Origin of the sequence: Achromobacter sp. ACRQX (assembly GCF_022346505.1) — a bacterium.
GTDB lineage: Bacteria > Pseudomonadota > Gammaproteobacteria > Burkholderiales > Burkholderiaceae_B > Achromobacter > Achromobacter animicus.
The window spans coordinates 1-23,207 of sequence record NZ_JAKRML010000050.1 but is presented as its reverse complement, the minus strand read 5'-3'; the positions used below and the strand labels follow the sequence as shown (position 1 = coordinate 23,207).

Here is a 23,207-nt window from a genome sequence, read left to right as displayed (position 1 = left end):
GAACTTGGTCGACAGAACGGTCGTGATCGCCGCCGTCAACGTCGTTTTGCCGTGGTCAACGTGACCAATCGTACCCACGTTCACGTGCGGCTTGGTACGTTCAAACTTGCCTTTTGCCATGATCTCTATCCTTTGACTTTCAAGGAAACTTGATTTCTGCCGGGGCCGTCCGGATGGACGGACCCGGCAAGGGTTATTTACTTGGCCCGAGCGGCGATGACTTCGTCAGCGACGTTCTTGGGAGCCTCGGAGTAATGCTTGAATTCCATCGTGTACGTAGCACGGCCTTGCGTCAGCGAACGCAGGTTCGTGGCGTAACCGAACATCTCGGCCAGGGGCACTTCAGCCTTGATGGTCTTGCCACCGCCAACCATGTCGTCCATGCCTTGGACCATGCCGCGACGCGAGGACAGATCGCCCATCACGGTGCCAGCGTAGTCTTCCGGCGTTTCGACTTCGACGGCCATCATCGGTTCCAGCAGCACGGGGCTAGCCTTGCGCATGCCTTCCTTGAATGCCATCGAACCGGCCATCTTGAACGCGTTTTCGTTCGAGTCGACGTCGTGGTACGAACCGAAGAACAGCGTGACCTTGACGTCCACGACCGGGTAGCCGGCCAGGATGCCCGAAGGCAGCGTTTCCTGGATGCCCTTGTCCACCGCGGGGATGTATTCGCGAGGAACCACACCGCCCTTGATGGCGTCCACGAATTCGTAGCCGCCGCCAGGAGCCAGGGGCTCGACCTTCAGGACAACGTGACCGTACTGACCACGACCGCCCGACTGCTTGACGAACTTGCCTTCGACTTCTTCGCAGACCTTGCGGATGGTTTCGCGATAGGCCACTTGCGGCTTGCCGACGTTGGCTTCCACGCCGAATTCGCGCTTCATGCGGTCGACCAGAATTTCCAGGTGGAGCTCGCCCATGCCGGAAATGATGGTTTGGCCGGATTCTTCGTCGCTGCGCACGCGGAACGACGGATCTTCCTGAGCCAGACGCGACAGCGCCAGACCCATCTTTTCCTGGTCAGCCTTCGACTTGGGTTCGACGGCCTGCGAAATCACGGGCTCCGGGAAAATCATGCGTTCGAGCAGGATGTGGGAGTCGATGTCGCACAGCGTTTCGCCGGTGGTCACGTCCTTCAGGCCGACCACGGCGGCGATGTCGCCTGCCAACACTTCCTTGATTTCTTCGCGGTTGTTCGCGTGCATCTGCAGAATGCGGCCGATACGTTCCTTCTTGCCCTTGATGGGGTTGTAGACCGTATCGCCCGACTTCAGGACGCCCGAGTACACACGCACGAAGGTCAATTGACCCACGAACGGATCGCTCATCAGCTTGAATGCCAGGGCCGAGAATTTCTCGGTGTCGTCGGCATTGCGCTTGATCGCGTTGCCGTCGTCGTCCTGACCGTCGACCGGGGGGATGTCCACGGGCGAAGGCAGGTAGTCGATGACCGCGTCCAGCATGCGCTGCACGCCCTTGTTCTTGAAGGCGGTGCCGCACAGCATCGGCTGGATTTCGCCAGCGATGGTGCGTTGACGGATGGCCAGGTTGATTTCGGCTTCTTCCAAGGAACCCGTTTCCAGGTACTTGTTCATCAGCTCTTCCGACGACTCAGCGGCGGCTTCAACCAGCTTTTCACGCCATTCGTTCGCCAGACCTTCCAGCTCGGCCGGAACGTCCTTGTAGTCGAACTTGGTGCCTTGGCTGGCTTCGTCCCAAATGATCGCCTTCATCTTGACCAGGTCGACCACGCCTTGGAACGTGTCTTCGGCGCCGATGGGAATGACGATCGGCACGGGATTGGCGCGCAGGCGGTTCTTCAGCTGGTCATAGACCTTGAAGAAGTTGGCGCCGGTGCGGTCCATCTTGTTGACGAAGGCCAGACGCGGCACGCCGTACTTGTTGGCTTGACGCCACACGGTTTCGGACTGGGGCTGAACACCGCCCACCGCGCAGTAGACCATGCAAGCACCGTCCAGGACGCGCATGGAACGTTCCACCTCGATGGTGAAGTCCACGTGTCCCGGGGTGTCGATGATGTTGATGCGGTGCTCGGGGTAGTTGCCGGCCATGCCACGCCAAAACGCCGTCGTAGCAGCCGACGTAATGGTGATGCCACGCTCTTGCTCTTGCTCCATCCAGTCCATGGTGGCTGCGCCATCATGCACTTCGCCAATCTTGTGATTGACGCCGGTGTAGAACAGGATACGTTCGGTCGTGGTGGTCTTCCCTGCATCGATGTGCGCAGAGATACCAATGTTGCGATAGCGCTCGATCGGGGTTTTGCGGGCCATGGTGGATTAGTCCTTAAATTACCAGCGGAAATGGCTGAAGGCCTTGTTGGCCTCTGCCATCTTGTGCGTGTCTTCGCGCTTCTTCATCGCGGCGCCACGACCTTCGGAGGCGTCGATCAGTTCGCCAGCAAGACGCAGATCCATCGACTTCTCGCCACGCTTCTTGGCGGCTTCACGGAGCCAACGCATAGCCAGGGCCAGGCGGCGCACGGGGCGCACTTCAACCGGCACTTGGTAGTTGGCACCGCCAACGCGGCGGCTCTTGACTTCGACGATCGGCTTGATGTTGTTGATCGCCAGGCTGAAAACCTCGATCGGCTCTTTGCCGGTCTTGGTGGCGACTTGCTCGAGGGCGCCGTAAACGATGCGCTCGGCGACGGCCTTCTTGCCGTCCAGCATGACGACGTTCATGAACTTGGCGAGCTCGACGCTGCCGAACTTGGGATCGGGCAGAATCTCGCGCTTGGGTACTTCGCGACGACGGGGCATTGTTGCTTCCTTGTGTCTGTTCAGTTGAACCGTGTTTCATTACACGGCCATGGCCGTCCATTGGGACGACCCCTTACGTGCCGCGCACCTTCCCATCATCTGGACGGCGCGGTCGCACTTCCCGGGTGACGGACTTCCGTCACGTGGGGGTACTGCCGACTTGCTATTAAGCCTTCTTCGGGCGCTTGGCGCCGTACTTCGAGCGGGCTTGCTTACGGTCCTTGACGCCTTGCAGGTCAAGGGAACCGCGCACGATGTGATAACGCACACCGGGCAAGTCCTTCACACGGCCGCCACGCACCAGAACCACCGAGTGCTCTTGCAGGTTGTGGCCTTCACCGCCGATGTACGAAATGACTTCGTAACCGTTGGTCAGACGCACTTTGGCAACCTTACGCAGAGCGGAGTTCGGCTTCTTGGGGGTGGTGGTGTACACGCGAGTGCACACGCCGCGGCGTTGCGGGCAGTTTTCGAGCGCGGGGCTCTTGCTTTTGATGATGCTGACTTCGCGCGGCTTGCGCACGAGTTGGCTAATGGTAGGCATGACCTTTGAAATCCCTTTTACGTACCACTGGTAAGTACTTACGTACTCGTCTCCTGGAGCGGGTGAGCTTTCGGAGAAGGCAGTTCGCGCAAAACCGCCTCAAACGTTCAAATACGTAAAAGAGCGGGCTTGCCAACAAACCATGACAAACGCACAAAATCGGGTGCAGCCAGAAAAACAGTTGGTGCTAGCTGGGCCAAGGACAAAGGTTCGTGACGCGCCTTTGGGCCTTGATCCTGAACTGTCTGCCTGAGCGTGCGGATTTTGCGCGCGAAATAAAGCAGTAAGCCCTTTAGCATAACTGAGATCAAGGGCTACTGTCAAAGTTTTTTGTAAGTGTCGCGCAGCGGCGAGTTGGCGCGAAAAGCGGGGCATTTGACCGCCGCTGGCGAAAATTGGGGCCACGTAGCGGGCAGATCCAGGACCGGCAAGTGCGGCCGGCCGTGACGCCCTAACCGGGCAATCCCTGCCCTCCCATGGACCCGCGAAGTGTACAGCGTGCGCGTTTAGCGGTCTGTAAAAAGATAGCCGCTGCCGTATACCGTGCGGATCGGCAACACCACGCCTGCCTGTTCGGCCTTGCGCCGCAGCCGGCTGACAATAACGTCGATGCTGCGCGCGCTGCTGGCTCGTGCAGCGCCCCCTTCCACCTGCAATTCGTTCCCCAGGGCTTCGCGGTCGACCGCCTTTCCCGCCACGTTCAGCAGGGCGCGAACGATGAGGCGCTCGTTGGCGGACAGCGACAGCGTGACGCCATTCGGGGCGGCCAGCGTCCAGCCCTGGTCGTGGAGCTCCCAGCGGCCGCTGCCCCCGTCCTGCGGCTCGGCGGGATCGGCGGCCGCCGGCAGGCGGCGCGCCAGCGCCAGCAAGATGCAGACGAGTTCACGAGGATCCTGGGGATCAGGCAGGCAGGCATCGGCGCCGCTCTGCAGGCAGCGCAAGCGGCTGTCCACCGGCATGCCCTTGCCGACAACCACGATGCCCAGCGGTGCGGAGCCATGCAGCCGCGCAATGAGGGCATAACCGATTTCGCCCGACGCGCCGATGTCCAGAACCACGGCATCGTGGTGGCCGCTGCTGAGCAGGCCGAACAATTCCAACGAGGTCGAGCATCCGCGGGCCGAGATGCCGGCCTGCAACAGCGTGGACACGGACGAACCGCGCACGGTTTCGTCCGGTGACATCACAAGTATGCGCAATTGATTCATATCTGTTCCGGTCTGCATTCCCTCCCCTTGCACCGCCTGCTGTGTCGCGGCTGGTGACATCGTTGGAACAGTTTGGCGTCGCCCTATGCAACAACTCCAGTCAAGATTCGTCAACTTTGCAATGTTTGACAGTTCTTGCCATAACGTAGCCGCGGAAGGGTTTTCCCGAGTTATCATTCGTTTACATAAATCCCCCCTTCGTTTTGCTAGGTCGCCACACGCGCGCCTGCGCAGCCAACTTTCGCGAGAACTCGTCTAATGAAAATCGCGTCGCTGGAAGACGACCTGGACCAGGCTCGGCGCATCCAGCAAGTTCTGACCGCCGCCGGCTATGCTTGCACCAGCTATCACCAGAGCCGGGATCTGCTCGCCGCCCTTCGCACTGAAACGTATGACCTGGTGCTGCTGGACTGGCACCTGCCCGACATCGATGGCGACGACGTCGTCCGCTGGCTGCGCACACACATCGGCGCGCGCATTCCCGTGATTTTCCTGACCAACCGGTCGGCCGAGGATGATCTGGTCGAAGGCCTGCGTGCAGGCGCGGACGACTACATCGTCAAGCCGATGCGTCCGCTGGAGCTGCTGGCACGGGTCGCGGCGCTGTTGCGCCGCAGCCAGATCGCCGAGCCCGTCGACCAGACCATTGAAGTCGCGCGGTATCGGGTCGACCCCGCGGCGCGCGCCATTTCGCTGGACGACGTTGCGATTTCGCTGGCCCCGAAGGAATTCGAGCTGGCGCTGCTGTTCTTTCGCAATGTCGGCCGGCTCATGTCGCGCGACGTGCTCGCCGAGTGCGTCTGGAACCGCGAAATCCCCGCCACCTCGCGCACGTTGGATACGCACCTGTCGAACATCCGGCAGAAGCTGCAGCTCCGTCCGCAGCACGGCGTGCGCCTGACCTCCTCTTATGCGCTTGGCTACCGGCTCGAACTGGTCAGCCCGTCCGACGACGGCCAGAACCTTTCGCCGTAACGGCGTCGCCCGAATCCCTGGAGAATCGTTTGCCATGAGCCGCTTCCGCGCGCTTTCTCTGCTTGTCCTGGCTTCCTGCATGATGCTGGCCGCCCCCGCGCACAGCCAGCCCGCCGGCGCATTGGGCGACGACTTCATCCATCGCGTGCGCCAGGGCGAGACGCTGATCGAACTGGCCACGCAGTACACGCGCAACCAGGCCAACTGGAACCGGTTGCAGACGCTCAACAAGGTCGTGACCCCGGAACTGCTGCCCATCGGGTTGGAACTGCACATCCCGCTGGCGATGATTCCGGTGCGCGACGCGCAGGCGCAGGTCGTGCACGTCAGCGGTCAGGCCAGCCTGAATGGCAAGTCCGTGCAGCCCGGAACGCCGGTGTCCGAAGGCAGTACGCTGGAAACCGCTCCCAACGGTTTCGTCACGCTACAGCTTGCCGACGGATCGCGGCTCACGTTGCCGTCCAACGGCGCGGTGGACCTCACACGCCTGCGCCAGTTCGAAGGCACTGCGCTGACGGATTCGGTGATCAATGTGCGGCGCGGCAGCGTGGAATCCAGCGTCGCGCCAGCGGGCCAGGGTGTGGGCCGTTTCGAGATCCGCACGCCGGTCGCCGTGACGGGTGTGCGCGGCACGCGATTCCGCGTGCAGAGCAGCGCGCAAGGCGTCCATAGCGAAGTCCTGGAAGGCAGCGTGCGCTTGCAGGCGCACGCGCCCGGCGATTCGCCCGCCAAGCCGGTCGCGGTGGCGCAAGGTTACGGCGCCGCGGTGGGCGCCGACGGCGCCATGTCCGCCCTGCGTCCGCTGCTCGCCGCGCCGCAATTGGGCGATCCGGTACGCGCCGGCGGCACGTGGTCGGTGCCGTTTGTGCCGGTCGAAGGGGCGCAAAGCTATCTGGTTCGCGTCTCGCGCGATGCCGATGGCGCGCTGCCCGTGTCGTCCGCCAGCTTTCCGGCCAACGACATCCGCTTTTCCGCGCCGGGCCCCGGCACGTTCTACGTGTCGGTGCGCGCCGTCGATGCCCTTGGCCTGCACGGGGCGGATTCAGTCCGATCCTTCGAGGGCGCGAACATGTTGATGACGTCGTACGGCCTTGGCGTTGGCAGCGGCTCTGGCGGGCTGGTGACGCTGACCGCGTACTAGGACAAGCGCCATGGCCGCCCCCGCCGACTCGCTCGACCGGTCCTGGCGGTCCGGACTGTGGCTGACGTTGGTTTTGGCGGCGCTGGCCGCTTTCCTGGGCACTTTCAACGGGCTCGGCCGTCTTGATCAGGTCTTCTACGACCGCGCGGTGATGATGACGGGCCGTCCGGCTGATCCGGACATCCTGGTCGTGGCGATCGACGACGCGAGCATCGACGCGCTGGGACGCTGGCCGTGGCGGCGTGCCATCCACGCGGCCTTGCTCGACCGGCTGGCGGGCGCGCGGGCTGTGGGGGTGGATCTCATCTTTGCCGAGCCAGACAAGATCAATGCCGCAGACGATGCCATCCTGGCGGACAGCATCCGGCGCAACGCGCACACCGTGCTGCCCGTGGTTCTGGACCGTCTGAAAAACCCGACGGCCATCGGCCTGCCGATCCCCGAATTGGCGCAGGCATCGGCCTCCACCGGCTTCATCAATGCAGTCATCGACCCGGACGGCGTCGTGCGCGAAGCCGCCCTCACCGCGCAATTTGCCGGCGACCGCAGAAATCATCTGGCCATCTCGATGCTCGAGGTCGGCGGCGAAGCTGATCGCGCCCAACGGTTGCTCAAGCGTGCAAACGCCGACGGACGGATCCTGATCCCGTATGCAGGCCCGCCCGGCCACGTGCGGACCGTCTCCTATCTTTCCGTGCTGCGGGGCGATTGGACGCCCGAGGAGCTGCGCGGCAAATATGTGCTGGTGGGCGCCTGGGCGACGGGCCTGGGCGACGAATATCCGACGCCGGTGTCGCACGACGTCAGCGGCATATCGGGCGTGGAAATCATCGCCAACGTTCTGCAGGCCGCGCGGGACGACATCGCCTTCCAGCGGCCGCCGGCCGGGTGGAGCGCGCTTTTCGCGCTGTTGCCGGTGTTGCTCGCCAGCCTGGCCTTGTGGCGCCTGTCGCCCAAGAAGGCGCTGCTGGTCAGCCTTGCGCTGCTTGCCGCCATCCTGCTTGCATCGTGGCTGCTCCTTGCCCAGGCCTATCTGTGGTTCGCACCGACCGCGGCGTTGGCGGGCGTGGCCTTGTGCTATCCGCTCTGGAGCTGGCGCAATCAGGAAGCCGCGCTGCGCTATATGGATACGGAACTGCAGCGCCTGCAGCGCGAATACCCCCCGATCCTGAACGAAGCCCGCGTGCAGCTTGCCAATCCGAATGCGTCGCTGGAGAGCCGGGTCGGCGAACTTCGGCGTGCGCTGGCGCGAGTGCGCAACCTGCGGCGGTTCCTGGCTGACGGGCTGGACGGCATGCCGGATGCGACGCTGGTGTTCGACCAGGAAGGCCGCATGCGATTCCGCAACCAGGCCGCCATCCTGTTCTTCCAGCGGCTTGGCATCCGTCCGCCTCGGATCGGCCGGCCGGCAGCGCACCTGCTGGAACATACCCTCGCCGACGAGGCGGCGCGGACACGCGTGGCAGAGGCGTTAAGCGGCCGTCCGCCCGCCGACGCCGCCTCGCCTTGGAGCGCGGACGTCGAAGTGCGCGACCGCGCCGGCCGCGACCTGATCCTGAAATGCGCCCCTATCCACACGGCCGAGGGCCAGTTCGCAGGCACGGTCGCCACGCTGACCGACATCTCAAGCATTCGCCAGGCCGAGCGTCAACGCGAAGAAACGCTGCGCTTCATCTCGCACGACATGCGCGCGCCGCAAAGCTCGATCCTTGCGTTGGTGGAGCTATCGCGGGAAGGCGGGCAGCAGGAAGTGCGGCCCGACACGCTCGAGCGCATTGCGATGCTGGCCAATCGCACGCTCACGCTGGTCGATGACTTCGTGCATCTGACACGTGCCGAATCGATGCCGATCAGCACCATCGAGCTGGATCTGGGCAGTTTGCTGCAGGACGCCGTCGACGATCTCTGGCCGTCTGCCAACAAACGCGGCATCGCATTGGAGACCCGGATGCCGCTCCCGGTTGCCTACACCCGCGGCGAACAGACGCTGCTGATACGCGCGCTCTGCAATCTGGTCGACAACGCCATCAAGTACAGCGCCAGCGGCACGCGGATCGAATGCGGCATTGATGAACAGCCCAGCTTCTGGCGCGTGCGCATCAAGGATCAAGGCCAGGGAATCGCGGCCCAGGACGTAGCCCGGTTGTTCGAACCGTTTGCGCGAGTGGGCGTTGAAACGCGGGGGGATGTGGGCGGTGCCGGGTTGGGACTGGCTTTCGTGCACACCGTCGCCAAACGGCATGGCGGGCGCATCGAGGTGCAGAGTGAACCGGGCGTCGGCTCCGAGTTCATCCTGCACCTGCTGAAGGTGTAGACCGCCCTATTTACTGGAAGGTGTGCGAGATGACCGCCGGCTTGCCCGGCTTGACCTCGAGCGTCATGCGCAACGGCGGCAGGTCGGCGTTGCGCACGACCACCTGGTACTTGCCCGGAATCAGCTTGAGGTCCTTCACGGGCGGGCTGATGCCGCGCGCCACGCCGTTGATCCAGACTTCACCCCAAGGACGGATGTCCAGCCGCACGGTGACCGGCACCGGCTTGGGCTTGGGCGCTTCTTCGGTCGCGGCGGGCGGCGCCGGTTCCTGCACTTCGGGCGCTGGCGGCGCCTCGGCGGTACTCGCCGGATTTGACTGCGCCCCCGCGGATGACGCGGCGGCAGTCGCGACAGACCCGGCGGCGGCTGGCTGCCCGGATGCGGCGCCACTGGCCGTCAACGACGGCAGATCCGCAGGCGCCTGGGTGGCCGCTGGCGCTGGCGGTGGCGCGGGCGGCGGGGTCTGCGGCAACGGATGCACGACGGGCGGATTCGGCTGCACGACTTCCGAGCGCGTGATGAGGGCGTTGGGCGTGCCCTTGCCCCACTGAAACCACGCGTAAACGCCTGCGCCGATGAGCGCCAGGATCAACAGCCAGAACAGCAACGGTCCCCGCCGCCGGGCGGGCTCGCGCCGTTCCGGCAAACCCGCCATGGGCGCGACCTTGGCCACTTCGTCCAATTCGTCTTCGGGCGCTTCGGGTTCGTCGTAGGCCGCAACGCCCAGCAGGCTGGCCAGCTCTGCCAACGACTGCGGCCGCGCCTTGGTGTCCATCGACATGCCGGCATCGATGACACGCAGGAATTCCTGGCTGTACTTGGGCAGCCCCATGTCCGCCAGCGCTTCGTACTCGTCGTGGGCGCGGCGTTCCGGCGCCGGCGGCGGCCGGCTGCCGATCACCAGGGCGTACGCCACCGCGCACAGGGAGTAGATGTCCGACCAGGGCCCGCGCGGCCATTCCATGGAGTCGGTGTACAGCTCGAACGGCGCGAAGCCGGCGGCCGGCGTCCGGCTGGAACGGCGCGACCGCGCCACCGCCAGTTCGGGCAGCAGATGCGCGCGCGCGTTCTCGTCCATGCCGACGGTTTCGAGCGAAATGTCGCCACAGATTTCGCCCTGCGCATGCAGTGCGACGAGAGACGGCAAAAGGTCCGAGAGAAGCCGCTTGATGCGCGACTCCGGCACCCCGCCTGCCGCGCTGGCGGCAATGGCGCTCAACGGGCGCAGGGCCAACGGCGCGGCGCCGGAAAAGGGGCCACGCGGCGTCAACAAGCCGGCGGGAGTAGACATCATCGAAGCTGCGCGTGCGCGCCAAAACGGGTTCAGGGGCTATTTAGGCGGAATATTATCCAATCCGCAAGGTCAGGACATTGCCGAAAATGTCCGAGCGCATCAGGCTGTGGCACGATAGCGTACTGCGTCATCACCCTACATCTTTGGAAGCCATGAAAATTCGCATCCTGAGCAGTCTGCTTGGCGTATCGGCCCTCCTGGCCGGTTGCGCGGGCATCTCCAAACCGAAACCCGAGAGCCCTCCGACGGCCGAAGCCCTGGCCGAGCTGCAGCAGGTGCGCGACCAATACAGCGCCGGTCAATATGGCGAAGTCATCCGCGGCGTTGCCCGGTCCGATACCCTGGCCACCTCGTCCAAAGCAGTACGCATAGAGGCCTATAAGCTTCAGGCGTTCAGCTATTGCGTGACGCGTTATACCCAGCTTTGCGAGGACAGCTTCGCGCGTATCCTGGTGCTGGATCCGGCGTTTGAACTCGCCCCCGCCGAAGCCGGTCATCCGGTCTGGGGACCGGTCTTCCAGCGCGCCCGCGCGCAGGCCGCCAAGTAGTCCTGCCGCACCCGTTCTTTTCGCAAGCAAAAAGGCCGCTGATTCGCATCAGCGGCCTTTTTATTTTCAGGCTTCCACCGCAGCCTCGCGGTGGAACCTGTCCGGACGATCCGCTTATTCGGCGGCGTCGTCGGTACCCACGTCGGAAGCAGGCGTCTCGGCGTCCGAACCCACCGTGACCGGTGCGTCTTCGAACGGGTTGGCCTGCTGGCGAGCGGCTTCGCGTTCCGCCGCCTCCAGCTGTTCCTTGTCGCGGCGTGCATGGTGGTAAGCCAGGCCGGTACCCGCCGGGATGAGGCGGCCGACGATGACGTTTTCCTTCAAGCCACGCAGGTCGTCGCGCTTGCCCATGATGGCGGCTTCGGTCAGGACACGGGTGGTCTCCTGGAACGAAGCAGCCGAGATGAACGAGTCGGTCGACAGCGAGGCCTTCGTGATACCCAGCAGCACGTTGTCGTACGTAGCCGGACGCAGGTCGGCAGCCGTGACGCGGTCGTTTTCGTTCAACAGCTCGGAGCGCTCGACCTGCTCGCCCGGGATGAACTCGGTGTCGCCCGCGTCAACGATGTTCACACGGCGCAGCATCTGACGAACAATCACTTCGATGTGCTTGTCGTTGATCTTCACGCCCTGCAGACGGTAAACGTCCTGCACTTCGTCGACGATGTACGTCGCCAGCTTCTCGATGCCTTGCAGGCGCAGGATGTCGTGGGGATCGGCCGGGCCGTCCACGATCATTTCGCCCTTGTTCACCACTTGGCCGTCGTGCACCAGCACCTGCTTTTCCTTCGGAATCAGGAACTCGTGGCTCACGCCTTCCAGGTCGGTGATGACCAGACGCTGCTTGCCCTTGGTGTCCTTGCCGAACGAAACCGTACCGGTGACGTCGGCGAGCATGCCGGCGTCCTTCGGCGAACGTGCTTCGAACAGTTCGGCCACACGCGGCAGACCGCCGGTAATGTCGCGGGTCTTTTGCGATTCTTGCGGAATACGCGCCAGAACTTCACCCACGGCAACCTGCTGGCCGTCACGCACCGTGATCAGCGCACCCACCGGGAACGAGATGTTCACCGAGTGATCGGTGCCGGCGATCTTGACGTCTTCGCCGTTCTCGTTGACCAGCTTGATCTGCGGACGCATGACGATCTTGCCGCCACGGGTCTTCGGCGTGATGACGACGAGCGTCGACAGGCCGGTGACTTCGTCCACCTGCTTGGCAACGGTCACGCCTTCTTCGATGTTCTCGAAGCGGACGGCGCCGCCGTATTCCGACACGATCGGACGGGTCAGCGGATCCCACGTTGCCAGGCGCGCGCCAGCCTTCACGGCTTCGCCATCGCCCACCAGCACGGTCGCGCCGTACGGGATCTTGTGGCGTTCGCGTTCGCGGCCGTTGTCGTCGAAGATCGCCAGTTCGCCCGAGCGCGAAATCGCGACACGTTCGCCCTTGGCGTTCGTGACGTAGCGCATCGTGCTGGCAAAGCCAACGGTACCGGTCGACTTGGTTTCCACCGCGCTGGCCAGGGCCGAACGCGACGCCGCGCCACCGATGTGGAACGTACGCATCGTGAGCTGCGTGCCCGGTTCACCGATGGACTGGGCAGCGATAACGCCAACTGCCTCGCCCTGGTTGACCGGCGAACCACGACCCAGGTCGCGGCCGTAGCAGTGCGCGCACAGACCATGACGCGTTTCGCAGGTCAGCGGCGTGCGGACCTTGACTTCGTCCACGCCGATGCGGTCGATGGTGTCGACCAGATCTTCGTCCAGCAGGGTGCCGGCGACGATGGCCGTTTCCTGCGTGTCTGGGTTGACGATGTCCACGGCAGCGACGCGGCCGAGGATACGGTCGCGCAGCGGTTCGATGACTTCACCGCCTTCGACCAGGGCCTTCATGTTGTAGCCCTGCGACGTGCCGCAGTCGTCTTCGGTGATGACCAGATCCTGCGTCACGTCGACCAGACGACGGGTCAGGTAACCCGAGTTCGCGGTCTTCAGTGCCGTATCGGCCAGACCCTTACGCGCACCGTGAGTGGAGATGAAGTACTGGAGTACGTTCAGGCCTTCACGGAAGTTTGCGGTAATGGGCGTTTCGATAATCGAGCCGTCCGGCTTGGCCATCAGGCCGCGCATACCGGCCAGCTGGCGGATCTGGGCAGCCGAACCGCGGGCGCCCGAGTCAGCCATCATGTAGATGGAGTTGAAGGACTCCTGGCGCACCTCCTCGCCGTGACGGTTGGTCACGGGCTCGGTGGCCAGTTGTTCCATCATCGCCTTGCCGACCTTGTCGCCAGCCTTGCCCCAGATGTCCACAACGTTGTTGTAGCGCTCTTGGGACGTGACCAGACCCGACGAGTACTGCTTGTCGATTTCCTTCACTTCGCGGCTGGCTTCGGCCAGGATGCCTTCCTTGGCGGTCGGGATCAGCATGTCGCCCATGGCGATCGAGATACCGCCGCGCGTGGCCAGGCGGAAGCCCGACTGCATCAGCTTGTCGGCGAAGATCACCGTGTCGCGCAGGCCGCAGCGGCGGAACGACTGGTTGATCAGACGCGAGATTTCCTTCTTCTTCAGCGCCTTGTTCAGGACGGTGAAGGGCAGGCCCTTGGGCAGGATCTCGGACAGCAGCGCGCGGCCGACCGTCGTCTCGTGACGGCGGATCACCGGTTGCCATTCGCCGTTCTCGTCGCGCTCATGTTCCTTCAGGCGCACGGTGATGCGGCTTTGCAGCTCGACTTCGTTGTTGTCGTAGGCGCGCTGGACTTCAGCGACGTCCATGAAGAAGATGCCTTCGCCACGGCCGTTGATGCGCTCGCGGGTCGTGTAGTACAGACCCAGCACGATGTCCTGCGACGGCACGATCGACGGTTCGCCGTTGGCCGGGAACAGCACGTTGTTGGACGCGAGCATCAGCGTGCGCGCTTCCAGCTGGGCTTCCAGCGACAGCGGCACGTGAACGGCCATCTGGTCACCGTCGAAGTCGGCGTTGAACGCCGCGCAAACCAGCGGGTGCAGCTGGATGGCCTTGCCTTCGATCAGCACCGGCTCGAACGCCTGGATGCCCAGACGGTGCAGCGTCGGCGCACGGTTCAGCATGACCGGGTGTTCGCGGATGACTTCTTCCAGGATGTCCCAGACCACCGGTTCCTGACTTTCGACCAGTTTCTTGGCAGCCTTGATGGTCGTGGCCAGGCCCATCATCTCCAGACGATTGAAGATGAACGGCTTGAACAGTTCCAGGGCCATCAGCTTGGGCAGACCGCACTGATGCAGCTTGAGCTGCGGACCCACCACGATGACCGAACGGCCCGAGTAGTCGACGCGCTTGCCCAGCAGGTTCTGACGGAAACGACCGCTCTTGCCCTTGATCATGTCGGCCAGGGACTTGAGCTGGCGCTTGTTGGCGCCCGTCATGGCCTTGCCACGGCGGCCGTTGTCCAGCAGCGAGTCGACCGCTTCCTGCAGCATGCGCTTTTCGTTGCGCAGGATGATCTCAGGCGCCTTGAGCTCGAGCAGACGCTTCAGACGGTTGTTGCGGTTGATGACGCGGCGGTACAGGTCGTTCAGGTCGGAGGTCGCGAAGCGGCCGCCGTCCAGCGGCACCAGCGGACGCAGGTCCGGCGGCAGCACGGGCAGCACTTCCATGACCATCCACTCGGCCTTGATGCCGGACTTCTGGAAGCCTTCCAGCACCTTCAGGCGCTTGGAGATCTTCTTGATCTTGGCTTCCGAGCTGGTGGCCTTCAGTTCGCCGCGCAGCGTTTCCACTTCGCGGTCGATGTCGATGGTGCGCAGCAGTTCGCGCACGGCTTCGGCGCCCATCAGGGCACGGAAGTCGTCGCCGTATTCCTCGGTCTTGGCCAGGAAATCGTCGTCCGACATGATCTGGCCGCGCTTGAGCGGCGTCATGCCGGGTTCGATCACGCACCAGGCTTCGAAGTACAGCACGCGTTCGATGTCGCGCAGGGTCATGTCGAGCACCATGCCCAGACGCGACGGCAGGCTCTTCAGGAACCAGATGTGCGCGACGGGGCTGGCCAGCTCGATGTGGCCCATGCGTTCACGGCGAACCTTGGCGACGGTGACTTCAACGCCGCACTTTTCGCAGATCACGCCACGGTGCTTCAGGCGCTTGTACTTGCCGCACAGGCACTCGTAGTCTTTGATCGGGCCAAAGATCTTGGAGCAGAACAGGCCGTCACGCTCGGGCTTGAACGTGCGGTAGTTGATCGTCTCGGGCTTGCGGACTTCGCCGTAGGACCACGAACGGATCTTCTCGGGCGAGGCGATGCCGATCTTGATGGCATCGAACTGCTCGTCTTGAGAGACTTGCTTAAAGAGGTCGAGTAGCGCTTTCATTAGTTACGCTCCAAATCCATGTCCAGGGCCAACGAGCGGATTTCCTTGACCAGAACGTTGAACGATTCCGGCATGCCGGCGTCGATCACGTGGTCGCCCTTGACGATGTTCTCGTAAACCTTGGTACGACCGTTGATGTCGTCCGACTTCACCGTCAGCATTTCCTGCAGGGTGTAGGCGGCGCCGTATGCTTCCAGCGCCCACACTTCCATTTCCCCGAAACGCTGGCCGCCGAACTGCGCCTTGCCGCCCAGCGGCTGCTGGGTCACGAGCGAGTACGGGCCGGTGGAACGGGCGTGCATCTTGTCGTCGACCAAGTGGTGCAGCTTCAGGTAGTGCATGTAGCCGACAGTCACGGGGCGCTCGAATTGCTCGCCCGTGCGGCCGTCGAACAGCCATGCCTGCGTACGCGAAGGCGTCAGCGCCATGCGCTCGGCGACGTCATCCGGATAGGCCAGTTCCAGCATCTTGGTGATTTCCTCTTCGGTCGCGCCGTCGAAGACGGGCGTCGCGAACGGCACGCCGTTCTTGAGGTTCTGGGCCATTTCCATGACTTCGTCATCGGTCAGTTCGTCGATGCGCGCGCCGGAGCCGGTCGTGTTGTAGACCTTGTCCAGATAAGCGCGGACGTTCTTGACCTGCGCCGTGCGCTCGTCACGCAGCATGTCGGCGATGCGATGGCCAACACCCTTGGCAGCCCAGCCCAAGTGAACTTCCAGCACCTGGCCGACGTTCATCCGCGAGGGCACGCCCAGCGGGTTCAGAACGATGTCGGCCGGCGTGCCGTCAGCCATGTGGGGCATGTCTTCCACCGGGGTGATGCGCGAGACCACACCCTTGTTGCCGTGACGACCTGCCATCTTGTCGCCAGGCTGCAGACGACGCTTCACGGCCAGGTAGACCTTGATCATCTTCAGCACGCCCGGGGGCAGCTCGTCGCCTTGCGTCAGCTTCTTGCGCTTCTCTTCGAAGGCCAGATCGAACTGGTGACGCTTCTGCTCGAGCGATTCCTTGGCCTGTTCCAGCACGACAGCGTGCGGCTCATCGGCCAGACGGATGTCGAACCACTGCCAGCGATCCAGGTCGGCCAGGTAGGCCTTGGTGATCGTCGCGCCCTTGGCCAGCTTGCGCGGGCCGCCGTTGACGGTCTTGTTGACCAGCATCTTTTCGATACGGTCGAACTGGTCGTTTTCAACGATGCGCAGCTGGTCGTTCAGGTCCTGGCGATAGCGGCGCAGTTCATCGTCGATGATGGACTGGGCGCGCTTGTCGCGCACGATGCCTTCACGCGTGAACACCTGCACGTCGATCACGGTGCCGGTCATGCCCGAAGGCACGCGCAGCGAGGTGTCCTTAACGTCGGACGCCTTTTCACCGAAGATGGCGCGCAGCAGCTTTTCTTCCGGCGTCAGCTGGGTTTCGCCCTTGGGCGTGACCTTGCCGACCAGCACGTCGTCGGCGCTGACTTCGGCGCCGATGTACGTGATGCCGGAATCGTCCAGACGGTTCAACTGCGTTTCAGCCAGGTTGCTGATGTCGCGGGTGATTTCTTCCGGTCCGAGCTTCGTGTCGCGGGCGACAACCGTCAGTTCCTCGATGTGCACCGAGGTGTAGCGGTCATCCGCCACGACCTTTTCGGAGATCAGGATCGAGTCTTCGAAGTTGTAGCCGTTCCAGGGCATGAACGCGATCAGCATGTTCTGACCCAGGGCGAGTTCGCCCAGGTCGGTCGATGCGCCGTCAGCCAGCACGTCGCCCTTGGCAACGCGGTCGCCACGCTTGACGATCGGACGCTGGTTGATGTTCGTGTTCTGGTTGGAACGCGTGTACTTGATCAGGTTGTAGATGTCGACGCCCACTTCGCCGGCGACGTTTTCTTCGTCGTTCACGCGAATCACGACGCGCTCGGCGTCGACGTGGTCGACCAGACCGCCACGCAGCGCCTGCACGGTGGTGCCCGAGTCAACGGCCACGGTGCGCTCGATACCCGTACCCACGACCGGCTTTTCCGGGCGCAGGCAAGGCACGGCCTGACGTTGCATGTTGGCGCCCATCAGTGCGCGGTTCGCGTCATCGTGCTCGAGGAACGGAATCAGCGAGGCAGCGACCGACACGATCTGCGACGGAGCAACGTCCATGTAGTGCACGTTGGCCGGGGCGGTCAGCATCGTTTCGCCAGCTTCACGGCAGGCGACCAGGTCGTCAACGAAACGGCCTTCTTCGTCGAGCGCGGCGTTGGCCTGCGCGATGACGTAGTGGCTTTCTTCGATGGCGGACAGGTAGTCGATCTGGTCGCTGACGCGGCCGTCGACAATCTTGCGGTAAGGCGTTTCCAGGAAGCCGTACTCGTTCAAGCGAGCGTACAGCGCCATGGAGTTGATCAGACCGATGTTCGGGCCTTCCGGCGTTTCGATCGGGCAGACGCGGCCGTAGTGGGTCGGGTGCACGTCGCGGACTTCAAAGCCGGCGCGCTCGCGGGTCAGACCGCCCGGGCCCAGTGCGGAAACACGACGCTTGTGCGTGATTTCCGACAGCGGGTTGGTCTGGTCCATGAACTGCGAGAGCTGGCTCGAACCGAAGAACTCCTTGATGGCAGCCGAGATCGGCTTGGAGTTGATCAGGTCGTGCGGCATCAGGTTTTCCGTCTCGGCCTGGCCCAGACGTTCCTTGACGGCGCGCTCGACGCGCACGAGACCGGCGCGGAACTGGTTTTCGGCCAGTTCGCCCACGCAACGCACGCGGCGGTTGCCCAAGTGATCGATGTCATCGATCTGGCCACGGCCGTTACGCAGCTCAACCAGCACCTTGATGGTTTCAAGGATGTCTTCGTTGGTCAGCGTCATCGGACCGGTGATGTCCTCACCACGGCCCAGACGGCTGTTGACCTTCATGCGGCCGACGCGCGACAGGTCGTACGTCTCTTCGCTGTAGAACAGACGCTGGAACAGCGCTTCCACCGCTTCTTCGGTGGGCGGCTCGCCAGGACGCATCATGCGGTAGATGGCAACGCGCGCGGCCATCTGGTCGGCGGTTTCATCGGTGCGCAGCGTTTGCGAGATATAGGGACCGCGGTCCAGGTCGTTGGTGTACAGCGCCTGGAAATCGTGCACGTTGGCCGCGCGCAGGGCGCCCAGCACGCTTTCCGTGATCTCGTCGTTGGCGTTGGCGATGACTTCGCCGGTGTCTTCATCGACGATGTTCTTGGCCAGCACGCGGCCGTACAGGAAATCTTCCGGCACGGAGATGCGCTGGATGCCGCCGGCAGCCAGGTCGCGCAGGTGCTTGGCGTTGATGCGCTTGTCTTTTTCGACGATCACCTTGCCCGAACGGTCGGCGATGTCGAAACGGGCCATTTCGCCCTTCCAGCGCTCAGGCACGAATTCCATCATCGCGCCTTCGCTCTTCAGTTCGAAGTTGTCGAAGTCGAAGAAGTTGGCCAGGATGGATTCCGGCGTCATGCCGATGGCCTTGCACAGGATCGTGACAGGCATCTTGCGACGGCGGTCGACGCGGAAGAACAGGACGTCCTTCGGGTCGAATTCGAAGTCCAGCCACGAGCCGCGGTAAGGAATCACGCGGGCCGAGAACAGGAGCTTGCCCGAGCTGTGCGTCTTACCGCGGTCGTGTTCGAAGAACACGCCCGGCGAACGGTGCAGCTGCGAAACGATGACACGCTCCGTGCCGTTGATGACGAAGGAACCCGTGCCCGTCATGAGCGGAATTTCGCCCATGTAGACTTCCTGTTCCTTCACTTCCTTCACGGTGGGCTTGCTGACTTCGCGGTCAAGCAGCACCAGGCGGACCTTGGCTCGCAGGGGCGAGGCATAGGTCAGGCCACGTTGCTGACATTCCTTGACATCGAACACCGGTTCGCCGAGCACGTAGCTCACGAACTCCAAGCGCGCCATACCGTTGTGACTAACGATCGGGAAAATCGACGAGAACGCCGCCTGCAAACCGTCGGCTACGCGTTCGGACGGGGCGGTATCCGCCTGCAGGAAAGTTAGGTAGGATTGAAGCTGAGTCGCCAAAAGGAAGGGAACGTTTTGAACGTCTTCACGCTTGGCGAAGCTTTTGCGGATGCGCTTTTTTTCGGTGTACGAGTAAGGCATGAGCACTCCGACTCGAGGTTGCATGGGCCGTCAACCACGGCCCCAGGTGATACGACTCCAGGAAACCCCACTGAATGGGCATACCCTCAGTAGGGGTTTCCTGGAAACGCAAAAGCCCGGGGACTGCAAACTGTGCTGTCCCCGGGCAGTTGACGCAGGTCTTACTTGACTTCGACCTTGGCGCCAGCTTCTTCCAGCTTCTTCTTGGCGGCTTCGGCGTCAGCCTTGGCCACAGCTTCCTTGACGGGCTTCGGAGCGCCGTCGACCAGGTCCTTGGCTTCCTTCAGACCCAGACCGGTCAGCTCGCGCACGGCCTTGATGACGCTGACCTTGTTCGCGCCGGCTTCTTGCAGGACGACGGTGAACTCGGTTTGCTCTTCAGCAGCGGCGGCAGCGCCACCAGCGGCGGGAGCAGCAACAGCGACGGCAGCGGCAGCAGCCGACACGCCGAACTTCTCTTCCATTTCCTTGATCAGCTCGGACAGCTCGAGCACGGTCATGCCAGCGATGGCGTCAAGGATTTCAGCTTTGTTAAGTGCCATTTTTCAGAACTCCAAATTTTTTGGTAATGCCAGGGTTTGGGTGTCGCTTCGTCGTTCAGCGAATTCCGGACAGCAGGGCGATTAGGCCGCTGCCTTCTGGTCGCGCACGGCAGCGAGGCCACGGGCGAACTTGGTCGGAACTTCGTTGAGCGTACGCACGAATTGCGCGATGGGGGCTTGCATGGTGCCAAGCAGCTTCGACAGCAACTCTTCGCGCGAGGGCATGGTGGCCAGAGCCTTCACACCTTCTTGGTTCAGCAAGTTGTTGGGCAGAGCGCCCGCCTTGATGACCAGCTTGTCGTTGCTTTTCGCGAAGCCAGCGATGACCTTGGCCGCCGCGACCGGATCGGTGCTGATGCCATAGATCAGCGGACCGGTCAGTTGCTCAGCCAACGGCTCGAAAGCCGTGCCGGCAACAGCACGACGGGCCAGCGAGTTCTTCAGAACACGCAGATACACGCCCGATTCACGCGCAGTTTTGCGCAGTACGGTGACAGAGGCGACGTCCAGACCACGGTACTCAGCGATAACAATCGATTGGGCCTTGGCGACTTCCGCCGAGACTTCCTCGATTACCACCGCTTTCTCTTGACGATTGAGACTCACGGTTTGAACACTCCATCAAAAGACGCCTGGGGCCGGAGCCTTGCGCGTCAACCGAATGCGGCGCCTGGACGAGTTCTTCGGGTAAAGAAATCTTCCTGGGGACGCCGTCTACGCTGGATCCGGACTATGCGAGCTCCGGGATTAAGCGGGGCAGCGGCGATGCTGCTTTCCTTGCGGAAGGAAGAATCCCTTCCACTGCCCTGCTCCAGCGGTCTTTGACAGCAACATCCGGAGGGGTCCGGATGCAGCCCAAAGTACGTTTACTGCTGTTGGCTTAGTTGGAAGCCGACAGCGAGGCAATTTCCACACGCGCACCGCCGCCCATCGTGGACGAAACGGCGAGCTTGCGCAGGTAAATGCCCTTGGCAGCTGCGGGACGCGCCTTTTGCAGGGCGTCGACCAGAGCGGCCAGGTTGGTTTGCAGCTGTTCCACGCCGAACGACGCACGGCCGATCGTTGCGTGGATGATGCCAGCCTTGTCGGTACGGTACTGAACCTGACCGGCCTTGGCGTTCTTCACAGCGGTTGCGACGTCGGGGGTCACGGTGCCGACCTTCGGGTTCGGCATCAGGCCGCGCGGGCCCAGGATCTGACCCAGGGCGCCGACGACACGCATCGTGTCGGGCGAGGCGATGACGACGTCAAAGTCCATTTGACCGGCCTTGATGCTGTCAGCCAGGTCGTCCAGACCAACGATGTCAGCGCCAGCAGCCTTGGCGGCTTCAGCCTTATCGCCTTGGGCGAACACGGCGACGCGAACCGACTTGCCGGTGCCGGCGGGCAGCACGACCGAACCGCGGACCAGTTGGTCCGACTTCTTCGGGTCGATACCGAGTTGCACGGCCACGTCAATGGATTCATTGAACTTGGCGACGGCGGTTTCCTTGACCAGGGTCAGGGCTTCAGCGACCGGGTACAGCTTGGTGCGGTCGATCTTTTGTGCAATAGCGGCGGCGCGCTTGGACAACTTTGCCATGATTAGATCCCCTCAACCGTGATGCCCATGCTGCGGGCGCTGCCAGCGATCGTGCGCACCGCGGCTTCCAGATCGGCGGCGGTCAGGTCGGGACCCTTGGCCTTGGCGATTTCTTCAGCTTGTGCGCGCGTCAGCGTGCCGACCTTGTCGGTATGCGGCTTGGGCGAACCCTTTTGCACGCCAGCAGCCTTCTTGATGAGGACCGTCGCGGGCGGGGTCTTCATGATGAAGGTGAAGCTCTTGTCCGCGAAGGCGGTGATCACCACCGGAATCGGCAGACCAGGCTCCATGCCTTGGGTCTTGGCGTTGAACGCCTTGCAGAATTCCATGATGTTCAGGCCACGCTGACCCAGAGCCGGGCCAATCGGGGGGGAGGGGTTAGCCTTACCAGCCGGCACTTGCAGCTTGATAAAGCCGACGATCTTCTTCGCCATGCTTTGCTCCTTGCGGGTTATATCGCCCTGGCCTGTGCGGACAGGGCTCCCCGGGGGTTAAATTCAGGTCTTTTCGACCTGGCTGAAATCGAGCTCGACGGGCGTGGCGCGACCAAAAATGGTGACGGACACACGAACCTTGCTCTTTTCGTAGTTGACTTCTTCGACGTTGCCGTTGAAGTCCGCAAACGGACCTTCCTTGACCCGAACCATCTCGCCCACTTCGAACAGGATCTTGGGGCGGGGTTTCTCGACGCCCTCTTCCATCTGGGAGAGGATCTTTTCGACTTCCTTTTCGGAAATCGGGGTCGGACGATTGCCCGAGCCGCCCAAAAAGCCGGTGACTCGGTTGGTGTTCTTGACCAAATGCCACGTTTCGTCGGTCAGGTCCATTTCAACCAGGACGTAACCGGGGAAAATGCGGCGCTCGGTAATCGACTTCTGACCGCCCTTGACCTCGACGACTTCTTCGGAGGGCACAAGAATGCGGCCAAAAGACGTTTGCAGGCCCGCGCGCTCGATGCGCTCGTTCAGGGCCTTGTGTACGCTTTTTTCCATGCCGGAGTACACATGGACGACATACCAACGCTTACTCATTTGCCGTCCTTATTTCCAGCCCAGCAGCAGGCCGTAGAGAATCCATTCGATGCCCTTGTCGAGCACCCACATGAAAATGCCCATGACCGCGACAAACGCGAAAACGATGCCCGTCATCTGGGTCGTTTCCTTGCGAGTGGGCCACGCGACACGCTTGACTTCGTTGTAGGACTCGCTGGCAAAGCTCAGGGTACGGCGACCGGGTTCGCTGAACCAGGCGATCGCAGCTGCGATCACGAGGCCGCCGACGAACACACCGATACGAGCGGGCATCGGCTGTGCGCTAAGCACGGAAAACCCGACGATGCCAGCAATAACGACGAGAACCGCCAGCCCGAGCTTGACCCGGTCGGCGGTACTGGTTACGGTTTCAACGCTGGTATTAGACATATTGCGACGCGAGCCGCCGTGAATGCGTAACTCGCGATGATCTCCCGCGGGTTTATCCTGGCGGTGGCAGGGGCAGTAGGAATCGAACCTACAACCTTCGGTTTTGGAGACCGACGCTCTGCCAATTGAGCTATGCCCCTAAACACATCAAACTCTTGTTCCGCCTGCATCGGCTCGCGGAACCATACATAGTACTACTTTTACAGCAAAGATGGATAGAGGGGCATGAATGCCCACCCTACCCATCCGGGTATTGCTTACTTCAGGATCTTGGCGACGACGCCGGCGCCGACGGTACGACCGCCTTCACGGATGGCGAAACGCAGACCTTCTTCCATGGCGATCGGGGCCAGCAGCTTGACGGTCATCGTCACGTTG

At 62.7% G+C, this 23,207-nt stretch carries 18 protein-coding genes, 1 tRNA gene and 1 pseudogene; 4 read left to right on the top strand and 16 right to left on the bottom strand.

Annotation, left to right across the window (positions count from 1 at the left end):
• The 5 genes from MHZ91_RS27635 to MHZ91_RS27615 all read right to left on the bottom strand — a co-directional run.
• Window positions 1-120: GTP-binding protein (locus MHZ91_RS27635; protein ID WP_239216528.1), on the bottom strand; the 120-nt coding region annotated here is incomplete at its 3' end.
• Between the two features lie 77 nt (window positions 121-197).
• Window positions 198-2,300: an elongation factor G gene (gene fusA / locus MHZ91_RS27630; protein WP_175124791.1), complete on the bottom strand. Its 2,103-nt coding sequence runs from the start codon at window positions 2,298-2,300 to the stop codon at window positions 198-200.
• Between the two features lie 18 nt (window positions 2,301-2,318).
• A complete protein-coding gene (gene rpsG, locus MHZ91_RS27625) occupies window positions 2,319-2,789 on the bottom strand; it encodes a 30S ribosomal protein S7 (RefSeq protein ID WP_006389600.1) in 471 nt (156 codons plus the stop codon).
• Between the two features lie 166 nt (window positions 2,790-2,955).
• Window positions 2,956-3,333 carry a 30S ribosomal protein S12 gene (rpsL, locus tag MHZ91_RS27620; protein ID WP_005017264.1) on the bottom strand — a complete coding sequence of 126 codons (378 nt, stop codon included), beginning with the start codon at window positions 3,331-3,333 and terminating at the stop codon, window positions 2,956-2,958.
• A gap of 506 nt (window positions 3,334-3,839) precedes the next feature.
• Window positions 3,840-4,541, bottom strand: coding sequence for a response regulator transcription factor (locus MHZ91_RS27615; RefSeq protein ID WP_239216526.1), 702 nt, complete (start codon window positions 4,539-4,541; stop codon window positions 3,840-3,842).
• 258 nt (window positions 4,542-4,799) lie between these two features.
• Between MHZ91_RS27615 and MHZ91_RS27610 the strand changes: the two genes are divergently transcribed.
• From MHZ91_RS27610 to MHZ91_RS27600, 3 genes are read left to right on the top strand one after another with little or no spacing between them, the layout of a single operon-like run.
• Window positions 4,800-5,516 carry a response regulator transcription factor gene (locus MHZ91_RS27610; protein WP_175124793.1) on the top strand — a complete coding sequence of 239 codons (717 nt, stop codon included), beginning with the start codon at window positions 4,800-4,802 and terminating at the stop codon, window positions 5,514-5,516.
• Between the two features lie 34 nt (window positions 5,517-5,550).
• Window positions 5,551-6,657: a FecR domain-containing protein gene (locus tag MHZ91_RS27605; protein WP_239216524.1), complete on the top strand. Its 1,107-nt coding sequence runs from the start codon at window positions 5,551-5,553 to the stop codon at window positions 6,655-6,657.
• Window positions 6,658-6,667: 10 nt separating this feature from the next.
• Window positions 6,668-8,971 (top strand): CHASE2 domain-containing protein, encoded by a 2,304-nt coding sequence (locus MHZ91_RS27600; RefSeq protein WP_239216522.1) that lies wholly within the window; start codon window positions 6,668-6,670, stop codon window positions 8,969-8,971.
• 10 nt (window positions 8,972-8,981) lie between these two features.
• On the opposite strand, the gene MHZ91_RS27595 is transcribed toward MHZ91_RS27600, so the two are convergent.
• Complete coding sequence (locus MHZ91_RS27595) at window positions 8,982-10,262, bottom strand: serine/threonine protein kinase (protein ID WP_239216527.1); 1,281 nt, start codon at window positions 10,260-10,262, stop codon at window positions 8,982-8,984.
• A gap of 155 nt (window positions 10,263-10,417) precedes the next feature.
• On the opposite strand from MHZ91_RS27595, the gene MHZ91_RS27590 reads away from it, so the two are divergent.
• Window positions 10,418-10,813 carry a TssQ family T6SS-associated lipoprotein gene (locus tag MHZ91_RS27590; protein ID WP_175124862.1) on the top strand — a complete coding sequence of 132 codons (396 nt, stop codon included), beginning with the start codon at window positions 10,418-10,420 and terminating at the stop codon, window positions 10,811-10,813.
• Between the two features lie 114 nt (window positions 10,814-10,927).
• On the opposite strand, the gene rpoC is transcribed toward MHZ91_RS27590, so the two are convergent.
• The 10 genes and pseudogenes from rpoC to MHZ91_RS27540 all read right to left on the bottom strand — a co-directional run.
• Window positions 10,928-15,172: a DNA-directed RNA polymerase subunit beta' gene (gene rpoC, locus MHZ91_RS27585; RefSeq protein ID WP_175124796.1), complete on the bottom strand. Its 4,245-nt coding sequence runs from the start codon at window positions 15,170-15,172 to the stop codon at window positions 10,928-10,930.
• Entirely contained in the window at window positions 15,172-19,284 is a 4,113-nt protein-coding gene (gene rpoB / locus MHZ91_RS27580) for a DNA-directed RNA polymerase subunit beta (RefSeq protein ID WP_175124797.1), read from the bottom strand. The genes rpoC and rpoB overlap by 1 nt, the downstream gene beginning before the upstream one ends.
• A 161-nt stretch (window positions 19,285-19,445) precedes the next feature.
• Window positions 19,446-19,826 (bottom strand): 50S ribosomal protein L7/L12, encoded by a 381-nt coding sequence (gene rplL, locus MHZ91_RS27575; RefSeq protein ID WP_008157777.1) that lies wholly within the window; start codon window positions 19,824-19,826, stop codon window positions 19,446-19,448.
• A gap of 81 nt (window positions 19,827-19,907) precedes the next feature.
• Entirely contained in the window at window positions 19,908-20,432 is a 525-nt protein-coding gene (gene rplJ, locus MHZ91_RS27570; RefSeq protein ID WP_056320723.1) for a 50S ribosomal protein L10, read from the bottom strand.
• A gap of 274 nt (window positions 20,433-20,706) precedes the next feature.
• Entirely contained in the window at window positions 20,707-21,408 is a 702-nt protein-coding gene (rplA, locus tag MHZ91_RS27565; RefSeq protein WP_056320726.1) for a 50S ribosomal protein L1, read from the bottom strand.
• 2 nt (window positions 21,409-21,410) lie between these two features.
• Window positions 21,411-21,842: a 50S ribosomal protein L11 gene (gene rplK / locus MHZ91_RS27560; protein ID WP_056320728.1), complete on the bottom strand. Its 432-nt coding sequence runs from the start codon at window positions 21,840-21,842 to the stop codon at window positions 21,411-21,413.
• A gap of 63 nt (window positions 21,843-21,905) precedes the next feature.
• Entirely contained in the window at window positions 21,906-22,439 is a 534-nt protein-coding gene (nusG, locus tag MHZ91_RS27555) for a transcription termination/antitermination protein NusG (RefSeq protein ID WP_006389586.1), read from the bottom strand.
• 9 nt (window positions 22,440-22,448) lie between these two features.
• Window positions 22,449-22,829, bottom strand: a complete 381-nt coding sequence (gene secE / locus MHZ91_RS27550) for a preprotein translocase subunit SecE (RefSeq protein WP_046806052.1) — start codon at window positions 22,827-22,829, stop codon at window positions 22,449-22,451.
• Between the two features lie 64 nt (window positions 22,830-22,893).
• Window positions 22,894-22,969 (bottom strand) — tRNA-Trp (locus tag MHZ91_RS27545).
• Window positions 22,970-23,086: 117 nt separating this feature from the next.
• Window positions 23,087-23,207, bottom strand: a pseudogene (locus MHZ91_RS27540) (elongation factor Tu); the annotation flags it as partial.